At 67.6% G+C, this 1,434-nt stretch carries 1 protein-coding gene; it reads left to right on the top strand.

Translation table 11 applies throughout. The features are described from left to right. Positions 1-56 precede the first annotated feature (56 nt). The gene (locus tag ACZ59A_RS44885; RefSeq protein WP_470971661.1) at positions 57-1,331 is read left to right on the top strand and encodes an IS701 family transposase; all 1,275 of its coding nucleotides are present in this window, start codon (positions 57-59) and stop codon (positions 1,329-1,331) included. The last annotated feature ends 103 nt before the right edge of the window (positions 1,332-1,434 follow it).

The raw sequence follows: 1,434 nt of genomic DNA, 5'->3' as shown, positions 1-1,434 counted from the left end.
CTAGTAGGACTCCGTTAGGTCTGTCTGTTGGTCCTGTTTGGGGGAATGCTGAAGGTGTGGATGCACATGAAGTGAACCGGGCTCGGGTGAAGTTGGCGTTGTTCGTCGCTGATGTGTTCGCGTCGGTTCCGCGCAAGGATCAGCGGGCCAAGAGCGACTGTTATCTGCGGGGGCTGATGCTGGACGGGCGGCGTAAGTCGATCCAGTCGATGGCGGAGCGGCTGTCGGACGGCAACGAGCAGAACCTGCAGCAGTTCGTGAACCAGTCGACCTGGGATCCGGTGCCGGTGCGGCGGCGGATCGCGCAGCGGATGGTGCCCCAGGTCGGCCCGGACGCCTGGGCGATCGATGACGTGTCCTTCCCCAAGGACGGGAAGATGTCGGTGGCAGTCACCCACCAGTACTGCGGAGCCCTGGGCAAGCAGGCCAACTGCCAGGTCGCGGTGAGCGTGCACGCGGTCTCCGAGACCGCCTCCTGTCCGCTGCAGTGGCGACTGTTCGTGCCCCAGGAGTGGGCGGAGGATCCGGTCCGCCGGCGCAAGACGGGGATCCCCGACGAGGTCGGGCACCGGGAGAAGTGGCGTCTGGCCCTGGACAGCATCGATGAGCTGGCCGGGTGGGGTCTGGTGCCGCCGGTGGTGGTGGCCGACGCCGGATACGGGCAGAATGCCGACTTCCGCGACGGGCTGGAGCGTCGGAGCATCGGTTACGTGGTGGCGATCCGATCGGATGTGACCGTCCACCGCCATGATGCGATGCCCACTGCCCCTACCTGGTCCGGCAACGGCCGCAAGCCGCAGCCCCGCTACCGCGACAAGCCGTCCGCGGTGGCCGTGCTGGCGGCGGCCCGCGGGCGGCAGGCCTTCACCGAGGTGACCTGGCGGGAAGGCTCCCGCGGACCGATGCGCTCGCACTTCCTGTCCGTGCAGGTGCGACCAGCCGGGATCAAATCCCGACGCCTCGCCCAGGCCACCGCCACAGACCCAGGCAGCTGGGACGGCATCCTGCCCGACCTCACCCTGCTGGTCGAATGGCCCGCCGGCGCCGAAGCACCCACCGACTACTGGCTGTCCAACCTGCCCGACACCCTCTCCCTCGCCGAACTGGTCCGCCTCGCGAAGATCCGCTGGCGCATCGAGCACGACTACCGGGAACTCAAACACGGCCTCGGCCTGGACCACTTCGAGGGCCGCTCCTGGATGGGCTGGCACCACCACGCCACCCTGGTCACCGCCGCCCACGCCTTCCTCACCGAACAGCGCCTGTCCCCAAAAGCCGATACAGCGGACTCACCCTCTACCAGATCCTCGACACCATCCAGGACCTGCTGAACTGCTGGACCGGCACCTGCACCACCTGCCACCGCCCCCTGCCCAGAACAACCCCCACCAGCCCAAACCCAAGAGCCAGACAGACCTAACGGAGTCCTACTAG

The sequence above is a fragment of the Streptomyces sp. NPDC040405 genome (genome assembly GCF_055595765.1).
The sequence above is the reverse complement of the archived record's forward strand: the minus strand, read 5'-3'. Positions and strand labels throughout refer to the sequence as shown.